The 22768-nt window shown below is 71.1% G+C and carries 25 protein-coding genes; 19 read left to right on the top strand and 6 right to left on the bottom strand.

The window, feature by feature from the left end; all coding sequences use genetic code 11:
• Positions 1-153: 153 nt before the first annotated feature.
• The 3 genes from ACLJQF_RS32515 to ACLJQF_RS32505 all read right to left on the bottom strand — a co-directional run bounded on the left by ACLJQF_RS32515 (position 154) and on the right by ACLJQF_RS32505 (position 3344).
• On the bottom strand, positions 154-1458 hold the full coding sequence (locus ACLJQF_RS32515) for a GGDEF domain-containing protein (protein ID WP_410614143.1): 1305 nt from the start codon (positions 1456-1458) through the stop codon (positions 154-156).
• A 522-nt stretch (positions 1459-1980) separates the two neighbouring features.
• Positions 1981-2733 carry a glucose 1-dehydrogenase gene (locus ACLJQF_RS32510; RefSeq protein WP_410614142.1) on the bottom strand — a complete coding sequence of 251 codons (753 nt, stop codon included), beginning with the start codon at positions 2731-2733 and terminating at the stop codon, positions 1981-1983.
• A 23-nt stretch (positions 2734-2756) separates the two neighbouring features.
• Positions 2757-3344 (bottom strand): TetR/AcrR family transcriptional regulator, encoded by a 588-nt coding sequence (locus tag ACLJQF_RS32505; protein WP_410614141.1) that lies wholly within the window; start codon positions 3342-3344, stop codon positions 2757-2759.
• Between the two features lie 122 nt (positions 3345-3466).
• On the opposite strand from ACLJQF_RS32505, the gene ACLJQF_RS32500 reads away from it, so the two are divergent.
• Positions 3467-3829: a hypothetical protein gene (locus tag ACLJQF_RS32500; RefSeq protein ID WP_410614140.1), complete on the top strand. Its 363-nt coding sequence runs from the start codon at positions 3467-3469 to the stop codon at positions 3827-3829.
• A 52-nt stretch (positions 3830-3881) separates the two neighbouring features.
• Positions 3882-4754 (top strand): Ku protein, encoded by an 873-nt coding sequence (locus ACLJQF_RS32495; RefSeq protein WP_410614139.1) that lies wholly within the window; start codon positions 3882-3884, stop codon positions 4752-4754.
• Between the two features lie 281 nt (positions 4755-5035).
• Here the strand turns inward: ACLJQF_RS32495 and ACLJQF_RS32490 are convergent, their stop codons facing one another.
• Positions 5036-5485 carry a MarR family winged helix-turn-helix transcriptional regulator gene (locus tag ACLJQF_RS32490; RefSeq protein ID WP_410614138.1) on the bottom strand — a complete coding sequence of 150 codons (450 nt, stop codon included), beginning with the start codon at positions 5483-5485 and terminating at the stop codon, positions 5036-5038.
• A 10-nt stretch (positions 5486-5495) separates the two neighbouring features.
• On the bottom strand, positions 5496-7283 hold the full coding sequence (locus ACLJQF_RS32485) for an ABC transporter ATP-binding protein (protein WP_410614137.1): 1788 nt from the start codon (positions 7281-7283) through the stop codon (positions 5496-5498).
• 184 nt (positions 7284-7467) lie between these two features.
• Between ACLJQF_RS32485 and ffh the strand changes: the two genes are divergently transcribed.
• From ffh to ACLJQF_RS32400, 17 genes are all read left to right on the top strand, one after another.
• Positions 7468-9006 (top strand): signal recognition particle protein, encoded by a 1539-nt coding sequence (gene ffh, locus ACLJQF_RS32480; protein ID WP_410614136.1) that lies wholly within the window; start codon positions 7468-7470, stop codon positions 9004-9006.
• An 8-nt stretch (positions 9007-9014) separates the two neighbouring features.
• A complete protein-coding gene (locus ACLJQF_RS32475; RefSeq protein WP_410614159.1) occupies positions 9015-10091 on the top strand; it encodes an amidohydrolase family protein in 1077 nt (358 codons plus the stop codon).
• Between the two features lie 239 nt (positions 10092-10330).
• Positions 10331-11056, top strand: coding sequence for a CPBP family intramembrane glutamic endopeptidase (locus tag ACLJQF_RS32470; RefSeq protein WP_410614135.1), 726 nt, complete (start codon positions 10331-10333; stop codon positions 11054-11056).
• Between the two features lie 101 nt (positions 11057-11157).
• Entirely contained in the window at positions 11158-11961 is an 804-nt protein-coding gene (locus ACLJQF_RS32465; RefSeq protein WP_410614134.1) for a CPBP family intramembrane glutamic endopeptidase, read from the top strand.
• 171 nt (positions 11962-12132) lie between these two features.
• Positions 12133-12576 (top strand): 30S ribosomal protein S16, encoded by a 444-nt coding sequence (gene rpsP / locus ACLJQF_RS32460; RefSeq protein WP_103343715.1) that lies wholly within the window; start codon positions 12133-12135, stop codon positions 12574-12576.
• A complete protein-coding gene (locus ACLJQF_RS32455; RefSeq protein ID WP_003103110.1) occupies positions 12573-12812 on the top strand; it encodes an RNA-binding protein in 240 nt (79 codons plus the stop codon). Before rpsP ends, ACLJQF_RS32455 begins: the two co-directional genes overlap by 4 nt.
• Positions 12813-12842: 30 nt before the next feature.
• Positions 12843-13355 carry a ribosome maturation factor RimM gene (gene rimM / locus ACLJQF_RS32450; protein WP_410614133.1) on the top strand — a complete coding sequence of 171 codons (513 nt, stop codon included), beginning with the start codon at positions 12843-12845 and terminating at the stop codon, positions 13353-13355.
• Positions 13355-14101 carry a tRNA (guanosine(37)-N1)-methyltransferase TrmD gene (gene trmD / locus ACLJQF_RS32445; RefSeq protein WP_410614132.1) on the top strand — a complete coding sequence of 249 codons (747 nt, stop codon included), beginning with the start codon at positions 13355-13357 and terminating at the stop codon, positions 14099-14101. The genes rimM and trmD overlap by 1 nt, the downstream gene beginning before the upstream one ends.
• A 154-nt stretch (positions 14102-14255) precedes the next feature.
• Positions 14256-14624 (top strand): 50S ribosomal protein L19, encoded by a 369-nt coding sequence (gene rplS / locus ACLJQF_RS32440; protein WP_285989249.1) that lies wholly within the window; start codon positions 14256-14258, stop codon positions 14622-14624.
• 31 nt (positions 14625-14655) lie between these two features.
• Positions 14656-15594, top strand: a complete 939-nt coding sequence (gene lepB, locus ACLJQF_RS32435) for a signal peptidase I (protein WP_410614131.1) — start codon at positions 14656-14658, stop codon at positions 15592-15594.
• A gap of 90 nt (positions 15595-15684) precedes the next feature.
• Complete coding sequence (locus tag ACLJQF_RS32430) at positions 15685-16527, top strand: ribonuclease HII (RefSeq protein ID WP_410614158.1); 843 nt, start codon at positions 15685-15687, stop codon at positions 16525-16527.
• Positions 16524-16847: a DUF2469 domain-containing protein gene (locus tag ACLJQF_RS32425; RefSeq protein WP_003096226.1), complete on the top strand. Its 324-nt coding sequence runs from the start codon at positions 16524-16526 to the stop codon at positions 16845-16847. Before ACLJQF_RS32430 ends, ACLJQF_RS32425 begins: the two co-directional genes overlap by 4 nt.
• A 268-nt stretch (positions 16848-17115) precedes the next feature.
• The gene (locus ACLJQF_RS32420; RefSeq protein ID WP_410614130.1) at positions 17116-17493 is read left to right on the top strand and encodes a YraN family protein; all 378 of its coding nucleotides are present in this window, start codon (positions 17116-17118) and stop codon (positions 17491-17493) included.
• Positions 17493-19004, top strand: a complete 1512-nt coding sequence (locus tag ACLJQF_RS32415; protein ID WP_410614129.1) for a YifB family Mg chelatase-like AAA ATPase — start codon at positions 17493-17495, stop codon at positions 19002-19004. The genes ACLJQF_RS32420 and ACLJQF_RS32415 overlap by 1 nt, the downstream gene beginning before the upstream one ends.
• Complete coding sequence (gene dprA / locus ACLJQF_RS32410; RefSeq protein ID WP_410614128.1) at positions 19001-20143, top strand: DNA-processing protein DprA; 1143 nt, start codon at positions 19001-19003, stop codon at positions 20141-20143. Before ACLJQF_RS32415 ends, dprA begins: the two co-directional genes overlap by 4 nt.
• A 103-nt stretch (positions 20144-20246) precedes the next feature.
• The gene (locus ACLJQF_RS32405) at positions 20247-21227 is read left to right on the top strand and encodes a tyrosine recombinase XerC (RefSeq protein ID WP_410614127.1); all 981 of its coding nucleotides are present in this window, start codon (positions 20247-20249) and stop codon (positions 21225-21227) included.
• A gap of 109 nt (positions 21228-21336) precedes the next feature.
• Complete coding sequence (locus ACLJQF_RS32400; RefSeq protein WP_410614126.1) at positions 21337-22185, top strand: FliA/WhiG family RNA polymerase sigma factor; 849 nt, start codon at positions 21337-21339, stop codon at positions 22183-22185.
• Here the strand turns inward: ACLJQF_RS32400 and ACLJQF_RS32395 are convergent, their stop codons facing one another.
• Positions 22186-22680 carry a M23 family metallopeptidase gene (locus ACLJQF_RS32395; RefSeq protein WP_410614125.1) on the bottom strand — a complete coding sequence of 165 codons (495 nt, stop codon included), beginning with the start codon at positions 22678-22680 and terminating at the stop codon, positions 22186-22188.
• Positions 22681-22768 lie beyond the last annotated feature (88 nt).

Genomic DNA, 22768 nt, shown 5'->3' with positions numbered 1-22768 from the left:
TCGCTGCTGTCGCTGCCCGGCTCAACGACCGTCCCCGCAAGACTCTGAACTGGCTTACCCCGCAGGAAAAGATCAACATGCTACTGTCCGATGTAGAGCATGTTGCAACAACCACATGAATCCACCCCGCCTTGGGGCGCTTGACGTGAGCCGCTAGGCGATCGCCGTGCCGTCGACCACCTGGTTGCGGCCCGCGTCCTTGGCTCGGTACAGGGCCTTGTCCGCGGCCTGCAGCAGGCGGTCGACGGCGGTTCCGCCGTCCGGGTAGGTGGCGACGCCGATGGAGGCGGACAGGCCGCCGATCGCGCGGGTAGCGGTGCCGTCCTCGTACTCGACCTTCAGGGACTCGATCGCCGAGCGGATGCGCTCGGCCACCGCCAGCACCGCCGCCGGGCCGATGTCCGGGAGCAGGACGACGAACTCCTCGCCGCCGAAGCGGCCGACCGAGTCGTAGTCGCGGACCGCGCTCTTGATCGTCGCCGCGACCGCGCGCAGCACCGTGTCGCCCGCGAGGTGACCGTGCTCGTCGTTGATCAGCTTGAAGTAGTCCAGGTCGATCATCAGCACGCCGAACGTGCTGCGCGTGCTGCGCTGGGCGCGGGCCAGCTCGCGCGAAGCGAGCAGGTGCCACCCGGTCGTGTTGAACAGGCCGGTCTTCTCGTCGGTCGTCGCGGCGATCTCCAGCTGCTTGATCAGCACGGCCCGGTGCAGCACCAGCAGCGGCGGCACGATCGCGACGGCGAGCGCGGGCAGTGTCGCCAGCGTCAACGCCGTGAGCAGGCCCAGGCAGAGCGTCGCGACCTCGAGGAGGTTGTCGCCCAGGCCGCCGAAGAACGCCTTGATCGTGCGCTTGGTGATCGTCAGCGCCGGGACGATCGTGATCGCCGAGACCAGGAAGTACGCCACCGCGGCCAGCGTGATGGCCGTGACGCCGCGCCAGCCCGCCGTCAGCGCCCCGTACATGTCCGGGACGCCGAGGCGGACCAGGACGAATTCGGCCGCGTAGCAGGTGATGACGACCAGCGACGCGTTCAGCGTCGTCCGGAACGGCGGGACGCGCTTGATCCGCGCGAGGCTGCGCGTCGCCAGGTGCAGGTAGAGGACGGCGATCAGCGCGGTGACGAGCGCGGGCGGCAGGAGCAGCACGCCGGCGAACGTCCAGACCGACGTCAGGTTGATGTGCGGGGTGTCGGACACCAGCCGCCGGACGCGCTCGATCTTGCGGCCGAGCTCGGCCTGCAGGACGCCGAGGCAACTGAGGATGCCGAAGACGGCCAGGTCCCACCGGTGCGTGGGCACGGTGACGGCGGCCCAGAGGGTGGCGGCGAGCGCGATCGGCTCGACGAGGAAGCAGTAGAAGATCAGCGACCCGCGCTGCTGCCAGAGGGTCCAGTGAGCAGGATTCAGCGCCCCACGGATCCGTCCCGCGCGGGGTTGGGCCGGACGGGCGCCGTCCATACTCAAGGCGGTGCAACTCCCCTGGGTGATCCGACGATCCGTGTCCACCCCACCACACCGGGCGGCCGCGATCGATGATTGCCACACGTTCGGAGCAGTGAAGGGAGGCCGCCGCCATGCGCAACCGCGAGTCCTGAGGCCCCCGAGTCCCGAAGTCCGCGCGAACCGCCGGAGGGAGGCCGTCATGCGCAACCGCGAGTCCTGAGCAGCTACGACCCTCGTCCGTCCGTGCCCGAGAGGAGAGCTGTCGTGCGCAATCGCGAGTCCTGAATCGAGGCGATCCCTGCTCACCGCGTCCGGAAGGAGAGCCGTCGTGCGCAACCGCGAGTCCTGAGTCGCCGTGCCCCCGTTCCTCCGCGCCCGGAAGGAGACCGCTGTGCGCAACCGCGAGTCCTGACCCCGGCCTGTATCCCGCCCGTTTCCGCCCGAGAGAGGAATCGTCACCATGCGCAACCGTGAATCGTGAATCCCCGCCGGAGGCGGATCCGGCCCACTCCCCTCCGCGGGCCCGGGTGGGGCCGCTCAGGCGGTCGCGCCGCCGTCGACCACCAGGTCGTGCCCCACGGTGAAGGCGGCTTCGTCCGAAGCCAGCCACAGCACCGCGGCGGCCACCTCGGCGGTGGCACCCACCCGGCCCAGCGGAATCGCGTTCTTCAACCGCGCGGCGCGATCGGCGTCCGTCTCGCCCGGACGCCGGGACATGTCCGTGTCGGTCGCACCCGGGCTGACGGCGTTGATGCGGACGCCGTCGGCGATGTGGTCGCGTGCTGCCGTCCTGGTCAGCGCGCTCACCGCGGCCTTCGACGCCGCGTAGGCCGCCATGTTCGGCAGCCTGCCGTGGGCGCCGATGTTCGACGCCATGTTGACGATCGCGCCGCCGCCGTGCGCCCGCATGTGGGTGACTTCGTGCTTCAGGCACAGCCACGTCCCGGTGACGTTCGTTCCCAGCACCGCGCCGAAGTCGTCCTCACCGAGGTCCGCGGCCGCCGCCGGCGACCCGAGGATGCCCGCGTTGTTGAACGCGACGTCCAGTCCGCCGTGCCGCGCGACGACCGTCTCCACCATCCGGGCCACGTCCGCGGAGTCGGTCACGTCGACGGTCACCGCGCTCGCGTCGCCGCCGATCTCCGCGACCGCGGCCGTCAGCCGCCGCTCGTCGCGCCCGGCGACGACCACCGTCGCGCCTTCGCCGGCGAACGCCCCCGCCGTCGCCCGTCCGATGCCCGAGCCGCCGCCCGTCACCAGGACGACCTTGCCCGCGAAACGTGCCCCCATCGTGTACCTTCTTTCTGGTCCGATCATTCTTGAAAGAGCAGGCGCAAGGCCTGGGAGACGGCCGCGTTCACCCGGCTCGCCGCGTCCGTGCCCTTGCCCAGGACGCGCAGCCCCTGCAGCACGGTGAGCAGGAAACGCGCCAGCGTCGCCGGGTCGCTGCCGCCGGGGAGCTCGCCCTGGGCCTTCGCGCGTTCCAGCGCCATGGTGAGGGCGACCTCGAGGGTGTCCCAGCTGCGTTCCACCACCCGGGCGACTTCGGGATCGCGGGGGAGGAGCTCGATCGCCGCGTTGACGACGAAGCAGCCCATCCTCGTCTCGTCGCCGAGGATTTCCGCGGTGTAGCCGTCGAACAGCCGGCGCACCGCGGCCACCCCGGAACCCGGCTCCGACAACTGCGCCATCACCCGTGCGTCGGTTCGTTCCGCGTAGCGCTTCAACGCCGCGACGTAGAGGTCGTGCTTCGTGCCGAAGGTGGCGTACAGGCTGGCCTTCGCGACGCCGAGGTGCGTGACTAGGTCGCTGACCGACGTCGCCTCGTACCCCTGGCGCCGGAAGAGGGTGAGCGCGCCGTCGCAGGCTTCGCCGACGTCGAACTCCTTGACCCGGGACATGATCGAAACCCTAGCCGTATCGAGAACGGTCGGTCAAATATGCGGGCGGCGGTGTGTCGCGTCCGGTCACGGCGCGTGCGGTGGCACTATGGCTGCTTCGACCGGCTCGAGGGGGGTGCACGATGCAGGATCGGCTGACGTTGCCGCCGACCGTCGTCGCCACCCACCTGCGCTCCTGCGCCGAGGAACTCGCCGCCGGACTGCGCTGCGGCGGCCCGGGCGCCACGACGGCCGAGCTCACCGACGTCGTCGCCCAGCTGGTCGCCGGGCAGGAAGCCATCTCCCACGCGCTCGCCGGCCTCGCCGCCCGGGTCGAAGGCGGTTCGGACGCCCTCGCCGCGGCCCCGCCGCTGGACGTCGAGGTGGTCGCCGAGGTGCTCCGCGCGGCCGCGTGCGCCTCCCGGTGCTCGGCCGAGGCGCTCGACGAGGTCACGCCGTCGTTCGAATGTGTGAGCGAATCCGTCGCGCCTGACACCCGTTTGTAGCTGTCGATCCGCCACGGGCGCTGTCTAGCCTGGAGCTGCGGAGGTGGCACGGATGCGCGCAGTGTGGACGGGCACGATCGGGTTCGGCAGTTACGCCATCCCGGTGAAGGCGTACAGCGCCACCGAAGAGCGGGAAATCCCGCTCCACCAGGTGCACGAGACCGACGGCGGCCGTATCCGGGTCAAGCGCGTGTGCGAGATCGACGGCGCCGAGGTGCCGCCCGGGGAGATGATCCGCGGCTACCCCGTTCCCGGCGGCGACGTCGTCCTGCTGTCCGATCACGAGCTGGCGTCGCTCCCGATGGCGGGCCGCACGATCGCCATCCGCGGGTTCGCACCGGTACCCGACGTCGATCCGCTCTGGTTCGCGAAGAGCTACTACCTCGAACCCGACCCGGCGGGCACGAAGCCGTACGTGCTGTTCAGCGAGGCGCTCCAGCAGTCGGGCCGGCTCGCGCTGGTCACCGTCGCGCTGCGCCGCCGCGAGACGCTCGGCGCGCTGCGCGTGCGCGATCAGGTCATCGTGCTCGAGACGATGCGGTGGCCCGACGAGGTGCGCACCCCCGACTTCCCGTTCCGGCACGCCGACGTCGACATCCGCCCCGGCGAGCTGCGGCGCGCGGTGAACCTGGTCGAGCAGCTGACCGGCGAGTTCGACCCCGGCCGGTACCCGGACCGTTACCGCGAGGCCTTCCAGGCGTTGGTCCAGGCGAAGATCGACGGAGCCGAGGTCGTCCAGCCGACGGCCGCCGAACAGGCCGAGGGCGTCACCCGCCTGCTGGCGGCGTTGCAGGAGAGCGCCGCCGAAGCGGAGGACGCGCGCAACGCGGCCGTCACGAAGGCCAAGGCGGCTGCTTCGAGGGCCGCGAAGGCGCGTACGACGGCGAAGCGAGCCGCGACGCGCAGTCGCACGAAGACGTCTTGAGTATTACTACCCACGGGTAATTGAGGGTTCTCACACTCAACCCGCACCCTCTCGGCGCGGCAGACTTCCTCCTGTCAGCGGATACCGGATCGCTGGCGGAGGGGGGAAGTCCGGACGGCCCCTGGGGAGGTGAGCCGTCCGGGCGCCAGGGTTCCGGGGCGGGCCGAAGGAGGAGCGGCCCGTTTCCGGAACCCGTCCCGCACCGCGGGGAGGCGGCGCGGGAACCGAAGGGGGTGTCCGAAGGCTGCCGTGGAGGGATCGAGGGGTCTCCACGGCAGCTTTCAGGCGTCCGCGACCCGGATCAGCAGGTCGGCGGCCAGCCGGAGCAGCTGACGCTCGGTCGGCGACAGCGTCGCCTCGAGGGCGTCGGCCAGCCAGCGCTCGCGTTGGCCGGTGTACTCGCGCAGCACCGCCAGGCCGTCCGGGGTGATGCTGACCCGCGAGCGGCGCCCGTCGTCGGGATCCGGCGTCCGCGTGACCAGCCCGCGGAGGGTGAGCGACGCCAGGATCCGGGTCATCGACTGCGGCTGCAGCCGTTCCGCCTCGGCCAGCTCGGTCGGTGTGTGCGTGCCCGCCCGGTAGAGCCTGCTCAGCACCGCGAGCACCGCCGGGCCCGGGCTGCTCTGGTCCGCCTCGGCCCGCATCCGCCAGTTCAGCCGCCCGACGCCTTCCCGCACCCGCCGGGACAGATCGGCGAGTTCGGCGTCCGCGTGGATGGTCTCGGGCTGCATGTCGTCCAGATTAGGTGGTCCCGCGGACCAGCCGGGCATAACGCCCGTCGCGCGCCAGCAGCTCGGCGTGCGTCCCGCGTTCGCGGATCCGGCCCTCGTGCAGCACCACGATCTGATCGGCGTGCTCCACAGTGGACAGCCGGTGCGCGATCGTCAGCGTCGTGCGGCCCGCGGCGAGCCGGTCGAGCTCGGCCTGCACCGAGCGTTCCGTGCGGGTGTCGAGCGCGCAGGTCGCCTCGTCCAGGATGAGCACCGGCGGGTTGCGCAGCAGGATCCGGGCGATCGCCATCCGCTGCTTCTCGCCGCCGGAGAACCGGTAGCCCCGCTGGCCGACGACCGTGTCGTACCCGTCGGGCAGGCCGGCCAGGGTGTCGTGGATGTGCGCGGCCTTCGCGGCGGCCTCGACCTCCTCGTCGGTCGCGTCCGGCTTGGCGAAGCGCAGGTTCTCCCGCACGGTGTCGTGGAAGAGGTAGGTCTCCTGCGACACCATCCCGACCCCGGCGGCCAGCGAGGCGAGGGTGACGTCCCGGACGTCGGTGCCGTCGATCTTCACCGATCCTTCACTCACCTCGTACAGCCGCGCGACCAGGTACGCGAGCGTCGTCTTGCCCGAGCCGGTCGAGCCGACCAGCGCGGTCGTGGTCCCGGCCGGCACGTCGAGGTCGATGCCATCCAGGGTGAGCGGCCCGGCGGTGTCCGACGCGTCGTACCGGAACGAGACGCCGCGCATCGAGACGTCGCCGCGGCGCACCTCCAGCACCCGGGCGCCGGGCTTGTCGGCGATCTCCACCGGTAGGTCCAGGACCTCGAAGATGCGGCCGAACAGCGCCTTCGACGTCGCCACGTTCTGCCCGATCGTCTGCATCGCGCTCGCCGGGGCGACCAGCCGGTTGAGCATGCTGGTGAACGCCACGACGGTGCCGAGCGAGATCGGCGACGCGCCGCCGGCCAGCGACAGTCCGGCGATCCAGTAGACCAGCGCCGGGATGACGGTCAGGCTCATCGCCCGCGACGCCGTCTGCCAGCGGCCGGCCAGCGCCGCCGCGCGTTCCAGCGCCGCGATCTCGCACGATTCGGCGCCGAATCGCTCGCGCACCGCCCGTTCGTTGCCCATCGTCTTGGCGAGCAGGACGCCGGTGACCGACAGGGACTCCTCGACCATGGTCGTCAGCCGGGCCAGCCGCCGCGTCCGGCCGCGGGCCAGCGTCCGGCGCTTCTTGCCCAGGCGCAGCGTGAACAGCAGGAACAGCGGCACGACGACCAGGGACAGCGCCGCGAGCTGCCAGTCGAGCGCGACCAGGGCGACCGTGATGGCGATCGTCGTGGTCGCGTTCTGCACCATCGACCCGGCGGTCGTGGTGATCACGTTGTCGACGCCGCCGATGTCGTTGAAGACCCGCGAGAGCACTTCGCCGCTCTTCGTCCGCGTGAAGAAGCCGAGCGACATCCGCTGCAGGTGGCCGTAGACGGAGACGCGCAGCTCGTTCATCACCCGCTGCCCGATGGTGTTGGACAGGCCGGTGGTGGCGACGCCGAGGGAACCGCTGCCGACCGCGCACGCGATCATCCCCGCCGCCAGCAGGCTGATCAGCAGCGTGTCGCGGTGCGGCAAGGCGTCGTCGAGGATCTCGCGCAGCAGGAACGGCGAGACGACGCCGAGGCCGGCCTGCACGACGATCAGCGCGAACAGCGCGGCGAGCGGCCCGCGGTGCGGGCGGAACAGGCCGGCGACCCGCCGGAGCGGGACCGGCTCGTCGGCGTCGGTGGCCGGTTCACGGAGGACAGGCGCAGAAGTCATACACGTAGGTTTACTTAATCCGGAGGTGTTTTCCAGTCTTTTTCCCGATGTGGAGGCAATGTTAGTACTCCTATGTGTAGTACGTGCGCGTACCGCGCGAGGCGGGAGACCCGGAGCGACTACCCTCGACAGGGCCGGCCGCGTCCGGCGCGCCACCATCGACCCAGCTGGAGCGTGCACACCCGTGTTCGACACCCTCTCCGATCGGCTCACCGCCGCCCTGCAGACGCTCACGCGCAAGGGCAGGCTGTCCGACGCCGACATCGACGCCACCGCGCGCGAGATCCGCATCGCGCTGCTGGAGGCCGACGTCGCCCTCGGCGTGGTCAAGACCTTCATCGCGAAGATCAAGGAGCGCGCGAAGGGCGCCGAGGTCTCCCAGGCGCTCAACCCCGCGCAGCAGGTCGTCAAGATCGTCAACGAGGAGCTCGTCGGGATCCTCGGCGGCGAGACGCGCCGGCTGAACCTGGCCAAGACCCCGCCGACCGTGATCATGCTCGCCGGTCTCCAAGGTGCCGGTAAGACGACGCTCGCCGGCAAGCTCGCGATGTGGCTGAAGAAGCAGGGCCACGCGCCGATGCTGGTCGCCTGCGACCTCCAGCGCCCGAACGCCGTCACGCAGCTGCAGGTCGTCGGCGAGCGCGCCGGCGTCGTGACGTTCGCACCCGAGCCGGGTAACGGCGTCGGCGACCCGGTCGACGTCGCCCGCCGCGCCATCGCCGAGGCCAAGCACGCGCAGCACGACGTCGTCGTGGTCGACACCGCGGGCCGCCTGGGTGTCGACGAAGAGCTGATGAAGCAGGCCGCGGACATCCGCGACGCGGTCGAGCCGGACGAGATCCTGTTCGTCGTCGACGCGATGATCGGCCAGGACGCCGTGACCACGGCCCAGGCCTTCCAGGACGGCGTCGGCTTCAGCGGCGTCGTGCTCACCAAGCTCGACGGCGACGCCCGCGGTGGCGCCGCGCTGAGCGTCCGCGAGGTCACCGGCCAGCCGATCCTCTTCGCCTCCAACGGCGAGAAGCTCGAGGACTTCGACACCTTCCACCCGGACCGGATGGCGTCGCGGATCCTCGGCATGGGTGACGTGCTCACCCTGATCGAGCACGCCGAGCAGGCCTTCGACCAGCAGCAGGCCGAGAAGGCCGCGGAGAAGCTGTCGAGCGGCCAGCTCACCCTGGAGGACTTCCTCGAGCAGATGCTCGCGGTCCGCAAGATGGGCCCGATCGGCAACCTGCTCGGCATGCTCCCGGGCGCCGGCCAGATGAAGGACCAGCTGGCCCAGGTCGACGACAAGCACCTCGACAAGCTGCAGGCGATCATCCGCGGCATGACCCCGGCCGAGCGCGAAGACCCGAAGATGATCAACGGCTCGCGGCGGCTGCGCATCGCCAACGGCTCCGGCGTCACCGTCCGCGAGGTCAACGACCTGGTCAACCGGTTCTTCGAAGCCCGCAAGATGATGGCCCAGATGGCCGGCCGGTTCGGCTTCGGCGGCGGGGGCGGCTCCAAGTCCCGCAAGGGCAAGAAGGGCAAGAAGGGCGGGCGCGGCCCGACCCAGCCCAAGGTTCGCGGCGGCTTCCCCGGCGGCATGCCGATGCTGCCCCCGGGCGGCCAGATGCCGGGTGGGATGCCCGACCTGTCGCAGCTCGGCGGCATGAACGACGTCCCGGGCTTCGACCCGACGAAGTTCAAGCTGCCGAAGAACCCCAAGGACAATTGAGCCACGCTTTGGAGAAGTCACTGCACGCCGCCGGGGTGATCCTGCCCGGCGGCGAGCCGGGGGAGCTGTGGATCACCGGCGGCCGGATCTCGTTCGAGCCGGTGCCGGACGCCGAGAGTCTCGGCCGGGACGTCTTCCTCGTGCCCGGCCTGGTCGACGCGCACTGCCACCCCGGCATCGGCGTCGGCGGGCCGGTGTCGCTCGAAGAGGCGGCGCAGCAAGCGCTGACCGACCGGAACGCCGGAACGCTGCTCATCCGCGACTGCGGCCTGCCCATCGACGTCCGCCCGCTGCAGCAGCGGGCCGACCTGCCGGCGATCATCCGCGCCGGGCGGCACCTCGCCCTGGCCAAGCGCTACATCCCCGGCCTCGGCATCGAGCTGGACGATCCGGCACAGCTGCCGGAGGCGGTGGCCGAGCAGGCCCGGGACGGCGACGGCTGGGTCAAGCTCGTCGGCGACTGGATCGATCGCGGCGTGGGTGACCTGGCACCTCTGTGGCCGGACGACGTCCTGGCCGAGGCCGTCAAGGTCGCGCACGACCACGGCGCCCGCGTCACCGCCCACGTGTTCGGCGAGGCGGCCATGCCCGGCCTGATCGCGTCCGGCATCGACTGCCTCGAACACGGCACCGGCCTGAGCGCCGATCAGCTGGCCGAGCTGGCGCGCCACGACGTCGCCCTGGTCCCGACGCTGATCAACATCGAGAACTTCCCGGGCATCGCGGACAAGGCCGGCAAGTACCCGGCGTACGCCGCGCACATGCGCGCGTTGCACGCCGGCGTCGGCGAGATGGTCGCTTCGGCGATCGAAGCCGGCGTACGCGTCTTCGCGGGCAGCGACGCCGGTGGCCTGGTCGAGCACGGCAGGCTCGTCGACGAGATCGAGGCGCTCCACCGCGCCGGCATGACGCGCGAGCAGGCCCTCGCGAGCGCGTCCTGGGCCGCCCGCGACTGGCTCGGCCACCCCGGCATCGACGACGGCGCACCCGCCGACCTGCTCGTCTACCCGAGCGACCCGCGCGAGGACTTGGGCGTCCTCCGGCATCCTTCGCACATCGTGCTCGGCGGGGTCGTGTACGCCTAGTACTGCAGGGCGAGATCTTTGTTCGGTGCGGCCGAAGACAGCCTGCCAGGACAATCCTGGACGCCGGTCTGCCGCGGCTGGTCGTGAGTGGTAATTCGGGTTAGAACCCGAATTACCACTCACGACCACCAGCCACGGCAAACGGTGACCTTGTTTCCCCAGGTCACGCACACAAGTGTCCCTGTAGTACTAGACCCCCGCCGATTTCCTTGCGGGGTCGGCACTTTAGCGTGGGACGCGTGACGGACGACGACGGCGCACGGCGCGTGCTCGGGGCGCACTGGTGTTTCGTGGCGTTCTTCGCGGGCATCGCCGGCTACTACCTGGCCAACCTCATCATCGCGGCGGCGGTCAACCGCAACGTCGGCGAGTTCGACCCCCTCGAACTGCACGACATCGGCCCGCTCCTGCTCCTGGCGTTCGTGCCCAACCTCCTGCTCGGCCTCGGCCCGGCGGCGGGCTCGTGGCGATGGGGACAGGGGCTGCGCACCGACTTCGGCCTCAAGCCGACCTGGCGCGACGTCCGGATCGGCCTCGCCTGCGGGGTGCTCGCGCTGGTCGTCGGCTACCTGCTCAACCTGATGCTGATCGCGGTCTACGGCGCCGACGACGTCTCCGACAGCCCGCTCACCGACCTCGCCGACACCTTCGACGGCGACACGGTGTGGCTGGTGCTCGCGGCGGTGATCGTCATCGCCGGCGCGCCGATCACCGAGGAACTGCTGGTCCGCGGCACGTTGTGGAACGCGCTGTCGATCCACCGGGTGCCGCCGTGGGTGGTGCTCGTGGTCACGTCGCTGGTGTTCGCCCAGCTGCACGGCGAGCCGACCCGCACCATCGCGCTGTTCGGCCAGGGCATCGCGATGGGGCTGGCCCGGTACCTGTCCGGCCGGGTCAGCGCCGGGGTGATCGCCCACGCGGCGAACAACCTGCCGCCCGCGGTGCTGCTGTTCGTCGCGCACTGAACGTTGCGAAGTTCGATGGACAGTAGCTGGACGGATACTGTGAGATCACATCGCGGCGACTAGGCTCGGCATCTGGAGCCGACCGACGCGGAGGGCAAGGCGTGACCACTTCCCAGCCCCGGGACCAGGCTGCCGACGCCACACCGTTCCCCGAGCCCGAGGACCCCGCCGCGGCGGCCTTCCTGCCGCCCGCGCCGCGGCACCGGTGGGGCTTCGGGGCCTTCCTGCTCGTCGAGGCCGTGCTGCTGTCCTCCGCGGCCTTCGTGTCGGCCCTCGTCGGCGACACCGGCCCCGGTCCGCTGCCGATGAGCGTCGTGCTGCTCGGCACCATGCTGCCGACGATGATCGCGGCCGGCGTCGCGGTGCTGGTCACCTACGTCCGCGGCAACGGGCCCGTGTCCGACCTGCGGCTGGAGTGGCGCTGGGCCGACGTGAAGACCGGGTTGCGGTACGGCTGCATCGGGCTCGTCTTCACCACCCTCGGCGCCTACTTCTGGACGCGGCTCGTCGGCGACGCCAAGGCGACGTCGGCGATCAGCGCGCTGGTCGAGGACCGCACGATGTCGGTGTCGGCGGCCTTGGTGATGTTCGTCTACCTCTGGCTCCTCGGCCCGATCTGCGAGGAGATCATCTACCGCGGCCTGCTCTGGGGCGCCGCGGAACAGCTGCAGTGGCGCAGCGAGCGCTGGGGCCGCGTCGCGGCGTTCCTGCTGTCGACGGCGGTGTTCGCGGCCAGTCACCTCGAGCCCCTGCGGACGACGTTGCTGCTGGTCATCGCGGTGCCGATCGGCCTCGCCCGGCTGGTCACCGGCCGGCTGCCGGCCAGCATCGTCGCGCACCAGGTGAACAACTTCCTGCCGGCGCTGACCATCCTGCTCGGGGCGCTCGGGGTGGCCTCTTTCTAGGCCTGTTTCCGGTCCCGGGAGCGCCGTCTGGCAGAATGGCACACTGCCTGCTTCCGCCGGACCCTCTCACCGTGCGAAAGCTCCTGACCTTCGGGTGCCCGCGTCCGTGTCCCCACTCGGACCGCGTGCGCCCAGCCCAGCACCAGAGAGATTCGAGGAGAACCCACACCCGTGGCCGTCAAGATCAAGCTGCAGCGCCTCGGCAAGATCCGTGCGCCGTACTACCGCATCATCGTTGCCGACGCGCGCACCCGCCGGGACGGCAAGGCCATCGAGACGATCGGCAAGTACCACCCGAAGGAAGAGCCGAGCCTGATCGAGGTCGTCTCCGAGCGCGCCCAGTACTGGCTGGGTGTCGGCGCGCTGCCGACCGAGCCGGTCCAGCGCCTGCTGGAGATCACCGGTGACTGGCAGAAGTTCAAGGGCCTGCCGGGCGCCGAGGGCACCCTGAAGGTGGCCGAGCCGAAGCCGTCCAAGCAGGACCTGTTCAACGCGGCGCTGGCCGCGGCCGGCGAGGAGCCCTCCACCGAGGCCACCACGCCGAAGAAGAAGTCCGCCCCGAAGAAGGCCGAGGCCGAGAAGGCAGAGGCTGCTGAGGGCGAGAAGTCCGAGTGAGTTTCCTCGCGGACTCCCTCGAGCACCTGGTGCGCGGGATCGTCGACAACCCGGACGAGGTCCGGGTCGAGCTGCTGACCACGCGTCGTGGTCGCACGCTCGAGGTGCACGTGCACCCCGACGACCTCGGCAAGGTGATCGGCCGGGGCGGTCGCACGGCGACCGCCCTGCGCACCGTCATGGGCGGCATCGGTGGCCGCGGCGTCCGCGTGGACGTCGTCGACACGGACCGCTGAGCCTTCACGGCCTTCACGGAAACGGTCAGGATGGACGTCGTAGTCGGCCGCATCGCGAAGGCGCACGGAATCCGCGGGGAACTCGCGGTGGACGTGCGCACGGACTCGCCGGAAGAGCGGTTCAAGATCGGTGTGGCCGTCACGACGAAGCTGCGTGACGGCAGCAAAAGGGAACTCACCATCGCAGCCGCCCGCGAACACAGCGGGCGGCTGCTGGTGCGTTTCGAGGAGGTCCTGACCCGCGACGTCGCCGAGACGCTGCGGGGCGCGCTTCTGCTCGCCGACACCGACACGCTGCCGCCGACTTCGGACCCCGACGAGTTCTACGACCACGAGCTGGCCGGCCTGCGGGCCGAGCTGGCGGACGGCACCGTCGTGGGCAAGGTGGTCGAGGTCGTCCACTCGCCCGCCGGGGAGCTCCTGGAGCTGGACGTCGACGGCCGCGAAGTGCTGGTGCCGTTCGTCCGCGCGATCGTCCCCACCGTGGACGTCGCGGGCGGCCGGGTCGTGCTCGACCCGCCGGAAGGGCTCCTGGACGCCTGATGCGGATCGACGTCGTCACGATCTTCCCCGAATACCTCGACCCGCTGCGCGCCGCGCTGCTGGGCCGGGCGATCGACCGCGGCCTCATCGAGGTCGGCGTGCACGACCTGCGCAACTGGACGCACGACGTGCACCGCGCGGTCGACGACGCGCCGTACGGCGGCGGCCCCGGCATGGTCATGAAGCCGCAGATCTGGGGCCCGGCGCTGGACGACGTCTGCCGTCCCGAGACGAGGCTCGTCGTCCCGTCGCCGGCCGGGCGGCCGTTCACGCAGGAGCTGGCGCACGCGTACGCGGCGGAGAAGCACCTGGTGTTCGCCTGCGGCCGCTACGAGGGCATCGACCAGCGGGTCGTCGACGACGCGGCCCGCCGGATGCCGGTGGACGAGGTGTCGATCGGCGACTACGTCCTGGTCGGCGGCGAGGCGGCGGTGCTGGTCATCGTCGAGGCCGTCGTCCGGCTGCTGCCCGGCGTGCTCGGCAACGCGCGTTCGGCGGCCGAAGACTCGTTCTCCGACGGCCTGCTCGAAGGGCCCAGCTACACGCGCCCGGAGGTGTGGCGGGACCTGGCCGTGCCGGACGTGCTGCGGTCCGGCAACCACGCGCTGATCGACCGCTGGCGACGTGACCAGGCTCTCGAGCGCACGGCCCGGCGCCGCCCCGATCTCCTGGCGGCGCTGCCGGAAGGTAGCCTCGACAAGCACGATCGCGGGGTCCTGGAGGGCTTGGATCCCGAGCAGGCTTAGGGCCGGTTCTCCCGGCTCGATCCCAGTCTGTAAACTTGACCGGTGCCGTGGGCATGAGTACAGCCCACCAACAGCCCCCTGGTCGCCTGCAGCGGCATCGTTGCGCGCCCGGGATCTGTACGCAAGCCATACCGAAGACGAGGACGGACCACCGATGAACACCCTGGACGCGCTGGACAAGCAGTCGCTGCGTTCCGACATCCCGGACTTCCGCCCGGGCGACACGCTCAAGGTGCACGTCCGCGTCATCGAGGGCAACCGCGAGCGCAACCAGGTCTTCCAGGGCGTCGTGATCCGCCGTCAGGGCGGCGGCATCCGGGAGACCTTCACCGTTCGCAAGGTCTCCTTCGGTGTCGGCGTGGAGCGCACCTTCCCGGTGCACTCGCCGAACATCGCCGAGGTCGAGGTGCACAAGCGCGGCGACGTGCGGCGCGCGAAGCTGTACTACCTCCGCGACCTGCGCGGCAAGAAGGCCAAGATCAAGGAGCGCCGCGAGAACCGCGAGACGGCCTCGGCCAAGTAAGCGGCAACGCGGTTACCGGTAGCCTGACGACGTGGTCGAACCCGTGTCCCAGAACGCTCCCGAGGATGACCCCGATCGCTCCGAGGAGGACAAGCCGAGGCTGTCCCGATCCGAGGAGCGCGGGGGATCCCGTCGGCGGCGAGCCAAGCCCGCCAAGAAACGGTCGTTCTGGAAGGAACTGCCGATCCTGCTCGTGATCGCCTTGGTGCTCACGATCCTGATCCAGACATTCCTCGCGAAGGTCTTCATGATCCCTTCGGGTTCCATGGAGGCCACCCTGCACGGGTGCCCCGGGTGCACCGGAGACCGGATCCTGGTCGACCGGGTCACCTACGACTTCACCGAGCCCGCCCCGGGCGACGTGATCGTGTTCAAGGGCCCGCAGGCGTGGATCAACAATGAGATCGCGCCGCAGGAGTCGAGCAACATCGTCGTCCAGGGCCTGCGTGGTCTCGGCTCGCTGGTCGGGTTCGCCCCGCCGGACGAGCGTGACTTCGTCAAGCGGGTGATCGCGGTCGGCGGGCAGACCGTCCAGTGCTGCGACCAGCGGGGCCGCATGATCGTGGACGGCAAGGCGCTCGACGAGCCGTACATCCACTGGGAAGACCCGTCCGTCCAGGAGCAGAAGACCTTCGACCCGGTCAAGGTCCCCGCGGGGATGCTCTGGGTGCAGGGCGACAACCGCAACAACTCCGACGACTCCCGGTTCCAGGGCGGCGGCGGCGTGAGCGGCGCGGTCCCGGTGGAGAACGTCATCGGCAAGGCGAGGATCATCGTCCTGCCGCCGAGCCGGTGGGGCGGGATCACCGACCACAACCCGCAGGATGCGGCGCAGCCGGTGGCACTGGGTGCGCCGGCCTGGCAGAGTGGGCTCCCGCTCGGCGCCGGGATAGCGGCGGCGTGGCCGGTGTTGTTCGTCGGGCGCAAGTTCAAGTCCGGACTGCGCCGGGCGGCCGGGCGGAAACCCTAGGCACCCGACCCTTGCCGGCAGACGGGTGATCCAGCCTTGACACTTCCCGTTCCCCTGACGGCGGCCGAGCCGATCCGGCCACCGCGAGCCGTGGTGCGCGGCGACCTCTTCTGGGGTCTGCAGGGCGCGCTCGATCGCCGTGGCCTCGGCCCGGTCGCCGGCGTGGACGAAGCCGGCGCCGGAGCGTGCGCGGGGCCGTTGGTGGTCGCCGCCTGCGTGCTCAAGCAGGGCGACGCGGCGAAGCTGACCGAGCTGACGGACTCGAAGATGATGACGGCCAAGGCGCGGGACCGGGTCTACGACCTGGTCCTCGCCCGGGCCGTCGACTACTCGGTGATCGTCATCCCGACCGTAGAGGTCGACCTCTACGGCATCCGGGTGATGAACCTGGAGGGCATGCGCCGCGCCGCGGCGGCTCTGCGCGTGCACCCGGGCTACATCCTCACCGACGGCTTCCGTGTCCCGGGCCTGACGGCCCCGAACACGGCGGTCATCAAGGGCGACCGTTCGGTGGCCTGCATCGCGGCCGCGTCGGTGCTGGCCAAGGTGACGCGAGACCGCATCATGGCGGGCTACCACGACGACTTCCCGCACTACGGGTTCGACGTCCACAAGGGGTACAGCACGTCGGACCACCTGACGGCGCTGCGCGAACACGGCCCCAGCGACGTCCATCGCTGGTCGTACACCAACGTGGCCACGGTGGCCATCAAGCACGGCCTGCGTCCCGCGCGGCCGGTCCTGCTGACGTACGCGGCGCTGGAGAAGGCCGTGGAGACGCCCGGTGCGGCCGGCCTGGCCGCGGTCCTCGACGAGGCATTAGAGCCACAACTCAGCCTGCCGCTGCATGCCCCGGCCGCGGGTGTGGGTCACAATGAACGCTCCGCCGGCGGAGCAGCAGCACGATCCCGAGGAGGGGCGCGGATTTCATGAGCGCAGAGGATCTCGAGAAGTACGAGACCGAGATGGAGCTCTCGCTGTACCGCGAGTACCGCGACATAGTCGGCCAGTTCTCGTACGTGGTGGAGACCGAGCGGCGGTTCTACCTGGCGAACGCGGTCGACGTCCAGGTTCGCGACGGCGGCGGCGAGGTGTACTTCGAGGTTCGCATGTCCGACGCGTGGGTCTGGGACATGTACCGCCCGGCCCGCTTCGTCAAGCACGTCCGGGTCATCACGTTCAAGGACGTCAACGTGGAGGAACTGGACAAGCCGGACCTCCGCCTTCCCGAAGACGGCCCGTTCTCGGGCTAGTCCGTTTGAGGCCGACCGCGCCGGCTCACCCTGCTGGGTGAGCCGGCGCGGTTCTTTCGTGCCCTCGTCGCAGCCGGCACACCCCACCGACAGTCCGTGCCGGGCGGTCGTGGTCCGCGGGCCGGTTGTCCACAACACCCCGGTTGTCCACAGGTCCGCGATCCGGGTCTGGTGAAGCCCGTCCACTCGCTGGCATCGTCGAAAGCACGCACCGTGATCGCCGGGACCGCCCCGGTGACGGTTGCGCACCGACGAGGGGGCGAACACGATGACGGGCACCGACGAGCTCGCGAGACACCGCCGCGACCTGGGCGCCTGGGGTGAGGACATCGCCCTCGGCTACCTCCGGGACCGCGGCCTCGTCCTGCTGGCCCGCAACTGGCGCTGCCGCGAAGGCGAGCTGGACCTCGTCTTCACCGATCGCACCCGCATCATCGTCTGCGAGGTGAAAACCCGCTCCGGCACCGAATTCGGCCTCCCGACGGAGACGGTCACCGAGGAGAAAGCCGGCCGCGTCCGCCGGGCCGCCCAACGCTGGCTCCGCGAGTTCCGCCTCGGCTGGTGCCCGGTCCGCTACGACGTGGTCGTGATCCTGGCGAAGCCGGGCACCCGCCCGCAGCTGCAGCACATCGAGGCGGCGTTCTGATGCCGATCGCCAAAGCCTGGTCAGCGGGTCTCCTGGGCATCAACGGCCGGGTGATCGAGATCGAGGCCGACCTCGGCGGCGGGCTGAGCCGGATCACCCTCGTGGGCCTGCCCGACGCCGGGTTGCGCGAGGCGAAGGACCGGGTTCGCTCGGCCGTCCGCAACTCCGGGCAGCCCTGGCCGGACGGCAAGGTCACGCTCGGCCTGTCCCCGGCGAACCTGCCGAAGATGGGGTCGGCCTTCGACCTGGGCATCGCGGCGGCGGTGCTCGCGGCATCGGGTGCGGTCCCGGCCACGCGACTGCTCGGCACGGTCCTGCTCGGCGAGCTCGCCTTGGACGGCCGGATCCGTGCGGTCCGCGGCATCCTCCCGGGCCTGCTGGCGGCCCGGGCAGCCGGGTACGGACGAGCCGTCGTGCCGACGGACTCCCTCGTCGAAGCCGCACTCGTGGACGGCATCGAAGTCGTGGGCGCGCCTCACTTGCGGGACTTCGTGGCCTGGCTGAACCGCGAAGCCGAGCTGGCCCACCCGGAGCCACCCGGCCCGGTGACACCGCCGGAAGTGCCGGACCTCGCGGACGTCGTCGGCCAGCCGGAGGCACGCTGGGCGGTGGAGGTCGCCGCGGCGGGCGGGCACCACCTCCTCCTCACCGGTCCGCCCGGAGTGGGCAAGACGATGCTGGCGAAGCGCCTGCCCGGCCTCCTCCCGCAGCTGACCCCGGAGGAGTCCCTGGAAGTCACCGCGGTCCACTCGGTCGACGGCTCGCTGTCGAAGTCCTCGCCGCTGGTCACCGTCCCACCGTTCGTCGCCCCGCACTATTCGATCTCGGTGCCGGCCCTGATCGGCGGAGGCAGCGGAATCGCCTCACCGGGCGCGATCAGCCGCGCGCACCGCGGCGTCTTGTTCCTGGACGAGGTCTGCGAGTTCGGCGGGCAGTGCCTCGAATCCCTCCGGACGGTCCTCGAAGAGGGCGAGGTACGCATTTCCCGGGTCAAGGGATCGATCACCTACCCCGCGCGGTTCCAGCTGGTCCTGGCCACCAACCCGTGCGCGTGTGCGCCGCCGAAGGACGCGGACTGCGTGTGTTCGCCGAGTGCCCGCCGCCGCTACCTCGCCAAGCTTTCCGGGCCGTTGCTCGATCGCGTGGACCTGAGGGTCCGGTTGCGCCCGCTGAGCGCGATCAGCGCCCACTACACCGGCCCAGCCGAGCCGTCGGAAGCTGTGCGCCGGCGAGTGTTCGCAGCCCGTGAACGCGCGGCTCAACGCTGGAGCGAGCACGGCTGGCTGTCGAACTCGGAGGTACCCGGACCGGCCCTGCGCCGCGAGTTCGCCCTGTCCACGGACGCAACGGCCGTGTTGGACAGAGCCATGGAGCGCGGCGCCCTGAGCGGCCGCGGCGCCGACCGTTGCTTGCGCATCGCCTGGACCCTGGCCGACCTGGACGGCGAACCCCGCCCCGGAGCCGAACAGGTCGGCGCAGCGCTGGCCTTCCGAGAGCGGGTGGCGGCATGAGCACCGACGAGTTGCGGCAGGCACGTGCCTACCTGCTGCGGGTGGCCGAGCCACCGGCGCCCGCCGTCGTCGCCTTCGTCGCCGAGCACGGCCCGACAGCGGCAGCCGCACGGATCCGGCGTGGCGATTGCCCGGGCGAAGTGCTCAACGCGACCGAGGCGCGACGTGGCTACGACCTCGTCAGCCAGGACTTCGCCCGAGCCGCCGAGGCCGGCGCTCGCCTGGTCGTGCCCGAAGACGACGAGTGGCCTGCCTGGCCGCTGCACGCCCTGGACCTCGCGGCTCGGCGCGGCGTTGCCGAAGCCGTGCAGCCCTTGGCCTTGTGGGTCGCCGGCGACGTGGCGCTCGGCACCGCCGCCGATCAGGCCGTGGCCATCGTCGGCGCTCGTGCCGCGACCGAATACGGCGAACACCACGCTGCCGAGTTCGCGTACGGGCTGGCGGGTCGGAACGTGCCCGTGTTCTCGGGGGCCGCCTACGGCATCGACGGGGCGGCGCACCGAGGCGCGCTCGCCGCCGATGGCGTCACCGTCGCCGTGCTGGGATGCGCGGTCGACGCCGGCTATCCGGCCGGACACGTCGGGCTGCTGAACCGGATCGTCCGCTCCGGCGGTGCCGTCATCAGTGAGTACCCGCCTGGCGCTACGCCGGCGCGGCACCGCTTCCTTGTCCGCAACCGGCTCATCGCCGCTCTCACCGAGGGCACCTTGGTCGTCGAGGCGGGGCGTCGCAGCGGTGCCCGCAACACCGCGAGCACCGCCGGCGCTCTCGACAAGGTGGTGATGGCCCTGCCCGGACCGGTGTCGTCGGGGATGTCCATCGGCTGCCACGACCTCATCCGCGACGCCAAAGCGACGCTGGTCTCGACCGTCGATGAAGTCCTCGAGACCGTCGGACGTTTCGGCGTCGCCGAGGACACCGGCCCGGCCCGGCCGAGACGGCGCACCGACCGGCTGGGGCCCGAGGCATTGCGCGCCTTCGAGGCACTGGCCGTGCGCGCCGACCGGTCCGATGCCGAGGTCGCGGCCGAATCCGGACTCCCGTTGCGGCAGGTGCGGGCGCTGCTTCCCGAACTGGAAATCGACGGATTCGCCGTTCGCGGGGAGTCCGGCTGGCGACGACGGAAGGAAAGCGCATGACGACGACGAAATCCGGGCGAAATCGTCGACCGCGTTCGGCCGGTCCGGTGGGGCCGCGTGGCGATCCTTGACCGAAGGCGGTTGTTCGCGCAGCGTGACATCCATGCCGCCACCACGCTCCGGCCGGGCCCGCCGTCCCGATCTGCGCGCGCTCCGGGCCGCCTTGCCCGAGCCCGTGCGGGCCGTCGTCACCGCCTACGAACGGCACCTCGGGCTCGAACGAGGCCTGTCCGCGCACACCGTCCGGGCGTACGTGGGTGATGCGGTGTCGCTGCTGGGGTTCGTCGTGGACGGTGGCACTGAGGTCGCGGAGCTGGACCTCGCCCGGTTGCGTGCGTGGCTCGCCGCCCAGCAGTCCGGCGGCGCGAGCCGGACGACGCTCGCCCGGCGGGCGGCCTCGATCCGGACGTTCACCGCCTGGGCGCACCGCACCGGCGTCCTGGCCACGGACCCGGGTGGCCGGCTCGCGGCGCCGCGAGCGCACCGGGTCCTGCCGGGGGTGCTGCGCGCCGGGCAGGCAGGAGAGGTCATGCAGGCGTCGGCCGCCGGGGCGGCGCAATGCGATCCGGTCGCCCTGCGTGATCGCGCGATCGTCGAGCTGCTCTACGCCACCGGCATCCGCGTGTCCGAGTTGTGCGGGCTGGACGTCGGCGAGGCCGACTTCTCCCGTCGTGTCGTGACGGTGCTGGGGAAGGGCGGCAAGGAACGCGTCGTCCCGTTCGGCGTTCCGGCGGCGGAGGCGCTCTCGGACTGGATCGACGAGGGGCGGCCGAAGATCATCGCCGAAAGCGGTGGTGAGAGCGTCGAGCCGGCGCTTTTCCTGGGTGTCCGGGGCAAACGCGTCGACCCGCGCGCGGTGCGGCGCGTCGTGCACGACGCCGTCACGGCGGTGCCCGGAACACTCGACATGGGGCCCCATGGCCTGCGGCATTCCGCCGCGACGCATCTGCTCGAAGGGGGTGCCGATCTCAGGAGCGTTCAGGAACTGCTTGGTCACGCTACGCTTGCCACGACGCAGCTCTACACTCATGTGACCGTCGACCGGTTGAAAGCGATCCATGACCGAGCGCACCCCAGGGCCTGAGGCGGCCCGGGGAGGCTCGCCGGGGTCGTCACCAGCGGGCCCGGCGGCGCACGCGCATCCGCACGAGCACGGAGACGACACTGAGCCGCATGCCGAGAACGACTGTGCAATGACCGCAGGCCCGCACGTGACCGAAGCCGCCGGAGTGACCACTCACGGTGAGGCTGCCGCGCCCGCGGAGACCCGGGCCGGCTACGACGTCGACGCCGGGATCGCGGCGCTGTGGCAGCAGTTCGCCGACAGCCCGGACCAGGCGTCGCGCGATCGGCTCGTGCTGCACTACGCCCCACTCGTCAAGTACGTCGCCGGCCGGGTCGGCACCGGGCTGCCCACGCACATCGACGTCGGCGATCTCGTGCAGTCGGGCATCTTCGGGCTCGTCGACGCGATCGAGAAGTTCGACCCCGAGCGCGGCCTGCGCTTCGAGACGTACGCGATGCAGCGCATCCGCGGCGCGATCCTCGACGACCTCCGTTCGCAGGACTGGGTGCCGCGCGCGGTGCGCAGCAAGGCCAAGGAAGCCGAGCGCGCGATGGAGCGCCTCGGCGCCCGCCTGCACCGCACCCCGACCGACGCGGAGCTCGCCGCCGAACTCGGCATCGGCCTCGACGACCTGCGCGACTTCTACGGCCAGTTGCAGCTCACCAGCGTCGTCGCGCTGGAGGACCTGGTCGCCGCGGGCAAGGACAGCGGCTCGCTGGTCGACACGCTGCCCGACGACGACGCCGTCGACCCGGTTGCGGTGCTCGTCGACCAGGACAACCGCCGCCAGCTCGCCCAGGCGATCGCGCAGCTCACCGAGCGGGACAAGATCGTGGTCAGCCTCTACTACTTCGAAAGCCTGACCCTCGCCGAGATCGGCAAGGTCCTCGGTGTCACGGAGTCGCGGGTGAGCCAGTTGCACACGCGGGCGGTCATGCGGCTGCGCGCCAAGCTGGTCGAGCAGACCGGCAACTGATCAGCGACCTCCTCCCCACGGCTTGAGCCGGTATTCGCCCACCTCGCCGGTCAGTGCGAGGGGGTCGACGTACTCTTCGCCCCGTCGGACGCCCCAGTGCAGGCACGCTGCGACCGCGCAACCTGGGTGCCCGGTGAGGACGGTGCCGAGCACCTGGCCGCGGTAGACCTGTTCGCCCACCGCCACTTTCGGGACGACGGGCTCGTAGGTGGTGCGCAGCCCGCCGTCGTGATCGACGGAGAGCACGGGCCGCCCGCCCACCAAACCGGCGAAGACGACGACGCCCGCATCGGCGGCCAGCACGTCCTGCCCCGGCACGGCGGCCAGGTCGACTCCGCGATGTCCGGGGCCGAAGGGCGTTTCGGGGGCGTCGAAGTACTTGGTGATCACCGGAACGGGCGACAGGGGCCAGGAGAGCCGCGGTTGCCGCGCGGCGAGGGAACGGCCGACCCCAACCGATGGCGGCGATGGCGGCGGCGATGGTGGGACGACCATGAGCGCGACCGCCCACCGCACTGCCGCCCACGGCACTGCCGCCGGAGAAGCCGCCGACTCGGCCGGCGACAGGCGATCGGCGGTTGCG

The organism is Amycolatopsis sp. lyj-109 (assembly GCF_046548995.1).
GTDB lineage: Bacteria > Actinomycetota > Actinomycetes > Mycobacteriales > Pseudonocardiaceae > Amycolatopsis.
The sequence above is the reverse complement of the archived record's forward strand: the minus strand, read 5'-3'. Positions and strand labels throughout refer to the sequence as shown.

Excerpts from the sequence above, each read along its gene's own strand:
- rplS (WP_285989249.1), top strand. The coding sequence starts at position 14,256 with ATGAACACCCTGGACGCGCTGGACAAGCAGTCGCTGCGTTCCGACATC.
- ACLJQF_RS32495 (WP_410614139.1), top strand. The coding sequence starts at position 3,882 with ATGCGCGCAGTGTGGACGGGCACGATCGGGTTCGGCAGTTACGCCATC.
- ACLJQF_RS32420 (WP_410614130.1), top strand. The coding sequence starts at position 17,116 with ATGACGGGCACCGACGAGCTCGCGAGACACCGCCGCGACCTGGGCGCC.
- dprA (WP_410614128.1), top strand. The coding sequence starts at position 19,001 with ATGAGCACCGACGAGTTGCGGCAGGCACGTGCCTACCTGCTGCGGGTG.
- ACLJQF_RS32505 (WP_410614141.1), bottom strand. The coding sequence starts at position 3,344 with ATGTCCCGGGTCAAGGAGTTCGACGTCGGCGAAGCCTGCGACGGCGCG.
- trmD (WP_410614132.1), top strand. The coding sequence starts at position 13,355 with ATGCGGATCGACGTCGTCACGATCTTCCCCGAATACCTCGACCCGCTG.
- ACLJQF_RS32500 (WP_410614140.1), top strand. The coding sequence starts at position 3,467 with ATGCAGGATCGGCTGACGTTGCCGCCGACCGTCGTCGCCACCCACCTG.
- ACLJQF_RS32395 (WP_410614125.1), bottom strand. The coding sequence starts at position 22,680 with ATGGTCGTCCCACCATCGCCGCCGCCATCGCCGCCATCGGTTGGGGTC.
- ACLJQF_RS32490 (WP_410614138.1), bottom strand. The coding sequence starts at position 5,485 with ATGCAGCCCGAGACCATCCACGCGGACGCCGAACTCGCCGATCTGTCC.
- ACLJQF_RS32485 (WP_410614137.1), bottom strand. The coding sequence starts at position 7,283 with ATGACTTCTGCGCCTGTCCTCCGTGAACCGGCCACCGACGCCGACGAG.
- ACLJQF_RS32515 (WP_410614143.1), bottom strand. The coding sequence starts at position 1,458 with ATGGACGGCGCCCGTCCGGCCCAACCCCGCGCGGGACGGATCCGTGGG.
- rimM (WP_410614133.1), top strand. The coding sequence starts at position 12,843 with ATGGACGTCGTAGTCGGCCGCATCGCGAAGGCGCACGGAATCCGCGGG.
- ACLJQF_RS32400 (WP_410614126.1), top strand. The coding sequence starts at position 21,337 with ATGACCGCAGGCCCGCACGTGACCGAAGCCGCCGGAGTGACCACTCAC.
- ACLJQF_RS32510 (WP_410614142.1), bottom strand. The coding sequence starts at position 2,733 with ATGGGGGCACGTTTCGCGGGCAAGGTCGTCCTGGTGACGGGCGGCGGC.
- ACLJQF_RS32425 (WP_003096226.1), top strand. The coding sequence starts at position 16,524 with ATGAGCGCAGAGGATCTCGAGAAGTACGAGACCGAGATGGAGCTCTCG.
- ACLJQF_RS32415 (WP_410614129.1), top strand. The coding sequence starts at position 17,493 with ATGCCGATCGCCAAAGCCTGGTCAGCGGGTCTCCTGGGCATCAACGGC.
- ACLJQF_RS32405 (WP_410614127.1), top strand. The coding sequence starts at position 20,247 with ATGCCGCCACCACGCTCCGGCCGGGCCCGCCGTCCCGATCTGCGCGCG.